The organism is Streptomyces botrytidirepellens (genome assembly GCF_003721215.1).
Lineage (GTDB): Bacteria > Actinomycetota > Actinomycetes > Streptomycetales > Streptomycetaceae > Streptomyces > Streptomyces himastatinicus.
The window spans coordinates 1-8,432 of record NZ_RIBZ01000250.1 but is presented as its reverse complement, the minus strand read 5'-3'; the positions used below and the strand labels follow the sequence as shown (position 1 = coordinate 8,432).

Annotated in this window: 6 protein-coding genes; 1 reads left to right on the top strand and 5 read right to left on the bottom strand. The window is 70.5% G+C overall.

The annotated features are described in order from the left end of the window. Positions 1-366: 366 nt before the first annotated feature. On the bottom strand, positions 367-981 hold the full coding sequence (locus EEJ42_RS19725) for a hypothetical protein (RefSeq protein WP_123101342.1): 615 nt from the start codon (positions 979-981) through the stop codon (positions 367-369). Positions 982-1,097: 116 nt separating this feature from the next. After that, positions 1,098-2,555 (bottom strand): adenosylhomocysteinase, encoded by a 1,458-nt coding sequence (gene ahcY, locus EEJ42_RS19720; protein ID WP_123101340.1) that lies wholly within the window; start codon positions 2,553-2,555, stop codon positions 1,098-1,100. Between the two features lie 434 nt (positions 2,556-2,989). On the opposite strand from ahcY, the gene EEJ42_RS19715 reads away from it, so the two are divergent. Further along, positions 2,990-5,152 (top strand): fructose-specific PTS transporter subunit EIIC, encoded by a 2,163-nt coding sequence (locus EEJ42_RS19715; RefSeq protein ID WP_184503169.1) that lies wholly within the window; start codon positions 2,990-2,992, stop codon positions 5,150-5,152. Between the two features lie 583 nt (positions 5,153-5,735). Here EEJ42_RS19715 and EEJ42_RS19710 read toward each other — a convergent pair. From EEJ42_RS19710 to EEJ42_RS19700, 3 genes are all read right to left on the bottom strand, one after another. Beyond that, on the bottom strand, positions 5,736-6,656 hold the full coding sequence (locus EEJ42_RS19710) for a cation diffusion facilitator family transporter (protein ID WP_123101338.1): 921 nt from the start codon (positions 6,654-6,656) through the stop codon (positions 5,736-5,738). 96 nt (positions 6,657-6,752) lie between these two features. Beyond that, positions 6,753-7,946, bottom strand: a complete 1,194-nt coding sequence (gene manA, locus EEJ42_RS19705) for a mannose-6-phosphate isomerase, class I (RefSeq protein WP_123101336.1) — start codon at positions 7,944-7,946, stop codon at positions 6,753-6,755. A 122-nt stretch (positions 7,947-8,068) separates the two neighbouring features. After that, positions 8,069-8,432: SIS domain-containing protein (locus tag EEJ42_RS19700; RefSeq protein ID WP_281291476.1), on the bottom strand; the 364-nt coding region annotated here is incomplete at its 5' end.

Sequence of the window (8,432 nt, the reverse complement as noted above, 5' to 3'; positions counted from 1 at the left end):
TCCCTCCGGCCTTTCAGCCTTTCGGCTTTCCGGCCTTTCGTGTTTCCAACCTTACCAGATCCGTTTTCCGTTCCGTTTCCGGTTCGAATTCCGTTTCCGGTGGCCTGTTGGGGGCCTTTGCCTTTCGGCTGTCTTGACTTTAGCAGAGTCGCATCGGCCGACCTAATCGGCTTCGCGATTGCCTGCGGGGGTCAAAGTGCTCCGCTGGAATTCCCTTCCAGAGCGAAGCGGTTCAGATGCCAACGGCTGCTGAGCAACGTACCACGCCGCTCATCGCAACCGTTAAAATCTACCTCCCCACATGGCCCGTGTCAACGGGTTTCGGGGAGATGAACACCGTACCAGGTCAGCGGGGCGCTCCGCACATCACCCGAAGGACGACGGCGGGGTCTCCAGCTCTTCCAACTCGACGCCCGGGGCCGCGAGTACCACGTCGCCGGCGATGTGAACCGTGTGCTGCTCACCCGTGTCCAACTCGCTGACCTGGTACTCGTCCACGGTGAGCGGGCCGCTGTCGGTCTCGTGCACCGTACTGCCGAGCAGGGCCCAGGACTGGTCGAGGGTGCGGGGGGCGAGGACCGGGTCGGTGAAGGCGACGAGGCGGACGCGTACCGGACCCGTGCCGGGCTCGAGCCGGAGCATGCGGGAGAGGGCGACGAGGAACGCCGGGGAGGTGCCGGTGAACGCGTGGGCCTGGGTGTTGCCCTCCGTCGCGTGCTCTCCGGACGGGTCCGTTCGGACCCAGGTCACGCCCTCCATCGCGCCACCGCGGATCCGCCAGCTCGCGGCGTGCAGCTCCAGGCGGAGGGGCCGGCCGAGTTCGTCGAGCGTGAGGTCCACGGAACCGGCGTGCTCGCCGGAGGGCGAGGTGCGCTGGGCGACGTAACGCCATCCGCTGGGGCCCGGCGCGCAGTGGAAGTGCTCTTCGCCGAGGGGCGCGTGGTCGTGGGTGTCGTGGAGGGAGTAGCGGCCGCGGGGCATGGTGAGGTCCTTGAGAATGGCTGGGGCCCGCCCGGCCGGAACGGCGCGGACGGGCCCTGGGGCCCCGCCGGTGCGGCGGGGCCGGTGACCGACGCTCGGCGCGTCGGCCGGGGCGATCAGTAGCGGTAGTGGTCGGGCTTGTACGGACCCTCGACCGGGACGCCGATGTAGTCGGCCTGCTCCTGGCGGAGCGTGGTCAGCTTGGCGCCGAGCGCTTCCAGGTGGAGCCGGGCGACCTTCTCGTCCAGGTGCTTGGGCAGCACGTACACGTCGGTCGGGTAGGACTCGGGCTTGGTGAACAGCTCGATCTGGGCGATGGTCTGGTCCGCGAAGGAGTTGGACATCACGAACGACGGGTGACCGGTCGCGTTGCCCAGGTTCAGCAGACGGCCCTCGGAGAGCACGATGAGCTTCTTGCCCTCGGGGAACGTCCAGGTGTGGACCTGCGGCTTGACCTCGTCCTTGACGATCCCGGGGATCGCCGCGAGACCGGCCATGTCGATCTCGTTGTCGAAGTGGCCGATGTTCCCGACGATCGCCTGGTGCTTCATCTTGGCCATGTCGCCGGCCATGATGATGTCCTTGTTGCCCGTCGTGGTGATGAAGATGTCCGCGGTCTCCACCACGTCGTCCAGGGTGGCGACCTGATAACCGTCCATCGCCGCCTGGAGCGCGCAGATCGGGTCGATCTCGGTGATGATGACCCGGGCGCCCTGGCCGCGCAGCGACTCCGCGCAGCCCTTGCCGACATCGCCGTAGCCGCAGATGACCGCGACCTTGCCGCCGATCAGGACATCGGTGGCGCGGTTGATGCCGTCGACCAGGGAGTGGCGGCAGCCGTACTTGTTGTCGAACTTCGACTTCGTCACCGCGTCGTTGACGTTGATCGCCGGGAAGAGCAGGGTGCCCTCCCGGTGCATCTCGTACAGACGGTGGACACCGGTGGTGGTCTCCTCCGTGACACCCCGGATCTCGGAGGCGAGCTGCGTCCACTTCTGCGGGCTCTCCGCGAGGGTGCGGTTCAGCAGCTCGAGGATGACGCGGTGCTCGTCGTTCTCGGCGGTGGAGACGTCAGGCGCGGCGCCCGCCTTCTCGTACTCGACGCCCTTGTGGACGAGGAGGGTGGCGTCGCCACCGTCGTCCAGGATCATGTTGGGGCCGCCGGTGGCGGTACCCGGCCAGGTCAGCGCCTGCTCGGTGCACCACCAGTACTCCTCCAGGGTCTCGCCCTTCCAGGCGAAGACCGGGATGCCCTGCGGGTTCTCCGGGGTGCCGTTCGGGCCGACCGCGATCGCGGCGGCCGCGTGGTCCTGGGTGGAGAAGATGTTGCAGGACGCCCAGCGGACCTGCGCGCCGAGCGCGGCCAGGGTCTCGATCAGGACCGCGGTCTGCACCGTCATGTGCAGCGAGCCGGTGATCCGGGCACCGGCCAGCGGCTGGGATGCGGCGTACTCCTTGCGAAGCGCCATCAGGCCGGGCATCTCGTGCTCGGCGAGGGTGATCTCCTTACGACCGAAATCAGCCAGGGAGAGGTCGGCGACCTTGAAGTCCTGACCGGTGTCGGCTGTCGTCATGAGTGCTGCTCCTCATCGATCGGTTGGCGAGCGAGAGTGTTTCGGCTGGCCTGCGGGCAGCGGGCACGGTGTGTCCGGGAAGGTGTGTCGTATATCGGACACACGTGTCCCCTTTGCTCGCAGCGCGCAGTCCGTCGGAGGCCCTCTCTCCCTCGGCCGACCCGCGGAACGGGCCGCCCGACCGCCATCAGCAGCGACGTCTGGCTCGCCCACGAATCTACACGCTGGGCGGGGTGAGCCCCAGCCCGCGGGGGTGTTCTTCGGCCCACGCCGCGGGACGGCGCCCTGCGTCGTGCGGCGCACCGCTTTGATCCCGTCCGCGGGTATTGCAGGATGCCGCTGGCACGGGGACGCTTGCACATTCCCGCGCTGCTCGGCGCGTTGACGGCGTTGTCCACGCTGCCGAGGAAGCTGATCCTGACAAGGAGAACCACGTGACCAGTCCAGCCGATCCCCCCAACGGTGCGGGGGCCAGCAACAGTGCGGAGACCGGCGGGCCGGGGCTCAGACTGCTCGCCGTGACCGCCTGTCCGACGGGCATCGCCCACACCTATATGGCCGCCGAGAAGCTGGCGCAGGCCGCGGAAGCGCTCGGTCACCGTATGAAGGTGGAGACACAGGGCTCGATCGGGGCCGAGAACGTTCTGTCTGACAACGATGTCAGCAAGGCCGACGGGATCATCATCGCCGCCGACAAGGACGTCGACCGCAGCCGGTTCGTGGGGAAGAAGGTGCTCGTCGTCGGGGTGGCCGAGGGGATCCACCATCCGGAGCGGCTGATCGAGCAGGTGAGCGACGCGCCGGTGTATGAAGGGCGCGGGGGTGTTGCGGCCGCGTCGGGTGCGGGTGCCGGAGCTGGTGTGGGTGCCGGTTCCGGTTCCGGTGGTGTGGGTGGCAGTGGCGGGCGTAAGGGGCGCGGCGTCACCTATAAGGCGCTCATGAACGGCGTCTCGTACATGATCCCGTTCGTGGTGGTCGGCGGTCTGCTGATCGCCGTCTCGCTCGCGCTGGGCGGCGATACGACGTCCAAGGGGATCGTCATCCCCGACGACTCCTTCTGGAAGACCGTCAACGACATCGGCACCATCGGCTTCCAGCTGATGATCCCCGCCCTGTCCGGCTACATCGCGTACGCCATCGCCGACCGGCCCGGGCTGGTGCCCGGCATGGTCGGCGGCTGGATCGCGGCCCATGGCGAGCTGTACGACAGCGAGGCGGGCGCCGGGTTCATCGGGGCGATCGTCACCGGCTTCCTGGCCGGGTATCTGGTGCAGGGGATCAAGAAGGTCCGGGTACCGAAGTTCGTCCAGCCGATCATGCCGATCATCGTGATCCCGATCGTGGCGACCTCGGCGCTCGGCCTCTTCTTCATCTACGTCCTCGGCAGGCCCATCGCCTGGGTCTTCGAGAACCTGACCGACTGGCTCGGCGGGCTGACCGGTACGAGCGCGGCGCTGCTCGGCATCATCCTCGGGCTGATGATCGCGTTCGACATGGGTGGGCCGGTCAACAAGACGGCGTTCCTCTTCGGCGCCGGGCTGGTGTCCAAGAACCCCGAGGTCATGGGCGCGTGCGCCGCGGCCATTCCGGTGCCGCCGCTGGGGCAGGGGCTGGCCACGCTGATCCGTCGCCGGATGTTCGACGACCAGGAGCGCGAGACCGGGCTCGCCGCCCTCTTCATGGGCTTCTTCGGCATCACCGAGGGTGCGATTCCGTTCGCCGCGGCGCGGCCCGCGCTGGTGATCCCGGCGAACATGCTCGGCGGTGCGGTTGCCGGGGCCATAGCCGGGCTGGCGGCGGTCGAGGACAGCGTGCCGCACGGAGGGCCCATCGTGGCGGTGCTCGGTGCGGTGAGCGGCGTGCCGATGTTCTTCGTGGCGGTGGTCGTCGGTACGGCCGTCACGGCGGTGGCTACGGTCGGGCTGATGTCGATGGGGGCGTTGCGGGTGTCGGGGCGGGGTGGTGCGGCGGCCGTGTCGGCTGGGTCGGCGCCTGCCCCGGCCGGTGGTGTGGCTTCTGTTGTGGCCGAGCCGGTGTTGGTGGGGGGTGGTGCGGGCGGTGCCTCGGGGGGTTCGTCCGGGGCTGCCTCTGCGGTCGCCTCTGCCGCCGCTCCTGCCGCTGGGGCGGGGCCGGTTGAGGGTGAGGTGCTGTCCGGGTATCTGACCGAGCAGACCGTCAAGGGGCAGCTGACCGCCGACCGCAAGGACGACGCCATCCGCGAGATGGCCGACCTGCTGGCCGCGAGCGGCAAGGTCGCGGACGCCGCGGAGCTGGTACGGGTCGCGTTCGCCCGCGAGGACCAGGGCACCACCGGTCTCGGCGACGAGATCGCCATCCCACACGCCAAGACGGACGCGGTGACCGCCCCGGTCGTCGGCTTCGCCCGCTCCGCCGAAGGCATCGAATGGGGCGCGCCGGACGGTACGAAGGCTCGGCTGGTCTTCATGATCGCGGTGCCGGAGGCTGCGGCGGGTGATGAGCACCTGCGGATACTGGCGCTGCTGTCGCGGAAGTTGATGGTTGCGGAGTTCCGGGAGCGGTTGGCGGGGGCTGCGGATGTGGGGGCGATTCTGGGGGTGTTGGGGGAGATCGAGTAGGGGGCGGGCGGGGTGGGTTCTTCCCCACCCCCCCCCTTCCCGAACCGGGGCTCCGCCCCGACCCCGCCGGGGCTACGCCCCTGGACCCCAGGCCCTGGGCGGCTGCCCCGGGGCTCGGCGAGGGGCCAGCCGCACCGTGCGGGGCTCCGCCTGACCTCGCTGGGGCTACGCACCAAAGCCCCGGGGCTTGGGCGGCTGCCCCGGCGTTCGGCGAGGGGCCAGCCCCACCGACCGGGGCTCCGCCCTCGGGTCTTGGGCGGCTGCCCCAGCCGCGCGGCACGGAGGCTGCGCGGGTTCGGAGCCAAGGCCGCGCCCAGTGCAGGGCGCGGGTAGTTGCACCGAAGCCCGGTGCCGCGGCCCCAGGAGGGCAGCCCCACCGGCTCCACTCCCCTCGGCCCCCGCACCGGGCCGTGCCGCGCCCGGGCGGTGCGTCGGGGCTCCCTGCCGTGGGCCCCGGGCTGGGCTCCTGGGCCTTCCTCCGGTGCAGCGGAGCGGGAGCAGGGCGGCGTGCGTTCGCGAGGGGGCGTTCGGCACGGGCCCGTAGTGCGATCGCCCCGGCCGTTGGGCGCGGGGCGATCGGGGGTCAGGTTGTGGCCGGGCGGAGGATGTCCGGTTCCAGGTAGATCACTCGGGCGATCGGGACCGCCTCGCGGATGCGGGCTTCCGCTGCGTCGATCGCGCGGGCCACGTCGGCCGCGCTGTCGTCGTGCTGGACCGCGATCTTGGCGGCGACCAGGAGTTCCTCGGGGCCCAGGTGGAGGGTGCGCATGTGGATCAGGGCCGTGACGGTCCGGCCGTCGACGACCGCTTCGCGGATCTTGGCGACCTGGTCGATGTCGGCCGCTTCGCCCAGCAGGAGGGACTTCGTCTCGGCCGCGAGGACGAGGGCGATCAGGACCAGCAGGACGCCGATGCACATGGTGCCGATGCCGTCCCAGACGCCGTTGCCGGTCGCGAGGGCGAGGCAGACGCCGCCGAGGGCGAGGATGAGGCCGACCAGGGCGCCGAGGTCCTCCAGGAGGACGACCGGCAGCTCGGGGGCCTTGGCACGGCGGACGAACTGGGACCAGGTCAGCTTGCCGCGGACCTCGTTGGACTCCTTGATGGCCGTACGGAACGAGAAGCCCTCCGCGATGATCGCGAAGACGAGCACGCCGACCGGCCAGTACCAGTGCTCCAGCTCATGCGGGTGCTTGATCTTCTCGTAGCCCTCGTACAGCGCGAAGATGCCGCCGATGGTGAACAGCACGATGGAGACGAGGAAGCCGTAGATGTAGCGCTCGCGGCCGTAGCCGAAGGGGTGCTCGGGGGTCGCGGCGCGCTTGGCCTGTTTGCCGCCGAGGAGCAGCAGTCCCTGGTTGCCCGAGTCGGCCAGCGAGTGCACGCCTTCGGCGAGCATCGACGACGAGCCGCTGAAAGCGAACGCCACGAACTTGGCTGCGGCGATGGCCAGGTTGGCGCCCAGCGCGGCAACAATCGCCTTGGTTCCGCCTGATGCACTCATATGTGCCGAATGTCCCTTCCCGCTCATGGCAGTTTTGCTTGAGCTTTACTGCCGCTACGGCGGGCCATTGTTCCAGCCCGCCGCAGGAGCTTGAATTCAGGCGGTCAGTGTGGCCCGGAACACAGTGCCGGCGCCGGTCACGGTGACCTCCTCGCCCGCCCCGACGAAGGCGGATTCGCCGCGTGCCAGCCGTAGTTCATCGTCACCGCGGAGCGAAACCTCGCCCGCGACGCACAGCAGGATCTGCGGGCCGGAGGACGGTAGCCGACGGGGAGCGGCGCCCTCCGCCAGGACGTAGCGGGAGAGCCGGAACTCGTCGATCGGGGTGGTGTACAGCTCCTCGCCGGAGGGGTCCTCCTCGGGGCGCAGTACGGCCGGGGCGTCGCTCTCGAAGCGGACGATGCGGAGCAACTCGGGGACGTCGACGTGCTTGGGGGTGAGACCGCAGCGCAGCACGTTGTCGGAGTTGGCCATGATCTCGACGCCGAGTCCGTCGAGGTAGGCGTGCGGGACACCCGCGCCCAGGTACAGCGCCTCACCGGGCTGAAGCGTCACGAAGTTGAGCAGCATCGCGGCGATCACGCCGGGGTCGCCCGGGTAGTGCCGGGCGATGGTGGCGTACGCCGCGTACGCCGGGGCGTGCGGCCCGTCGAGTGCGCCAAGGCGTTCGGCGGCGGCCGCGGCCTGGTGCACGGTCTCGGCGATCGCCTCACGGTCGGCGGTCAGCACGGCCGTCAGCACCTCGCGCAGGGCGTGCGACTCGGGGTGGGCGTGCAGGATGTCGACGTACGGCTTGAGGGAGTCGACCTCAAGCCCGGCCAGCAGCGCGGCGGCCTCGTCGGGGTCGCGGAAGCCGCACAGCCCGTCGAACGGCGTGAGGGCGCAGATCAGCTCGGGCTTGTGGTTGGCGTCCTTGTAGTTGCGGTGCGGGGCGTCCACCGGAACGCCGCGGGCCTCCTCGTCCGCGAAGCCCTCCTTCGCCTGCGCGAGGTCCGGATGCACCTGGAGGGAGAGCGGCGAGGCCGCGGCGAGCACCTTGAGGAGGAACGGCAGTCGTGGCCCGAAGGCCCGTACGGCACCCGCGCCCAGCTCGCGCTCCGGATCGGCCGCGATCACGTCGGACAGCGCGACGGAACCCTCGCCGCGGTCGAGGCGGGACGGCGCCCCGGGGTGTGCGCCCATCCACATCTCGGCCTGCGGCTCGCCGGTCGGCGGGGTGCCCAGCAGCTCGGGGATGGCGGTGAGGGAGCCCCAGGCGTAGGGGCGCACGGTGTTGACGAGGCGGTCCATGCGGTGCGGTTCCTGACTGTCCGGGCGATGGGATGCCGATTTTCCGGGTTCCGGCGCGGGTTTCCGGGCGGCGGGGTTCCGGCGGGGTACGGCGCGGGCCGCTCAGGGGCTCGCGTACGGCCTCAAGTTCTATCCGCCGCAGCAAGCGCGAGGTAAACGGCGGCGAAATCCGTGATGGCGAGAAGTTCGGCCGCGCGCTCCAGCGGGCTTCCCTCGTCCGGTTCCAGCTCGCTGAACGCCGTCTCGTGCGCCAGCGCGAGTTCGCGGGCCGCCGGGACGGCCGAGACGGGACCCACCGGCTCGTCGTGCAGCAGCACGATCCGGGCGCGCAGCGCCTCCGGCTCGTCCACCCGGTCGCGGAAGAAATCGTCCGGGTCGGCCCCGCCCGCGAAGGCCCCCGCCAGCAGCGTGCCGTGCGCGGCCAGCGCGCCGGGCAGGTCGGCGGCGAGCGCGGGGCGCCCCGCGAGCGACGCGAGCAGCCCCGCG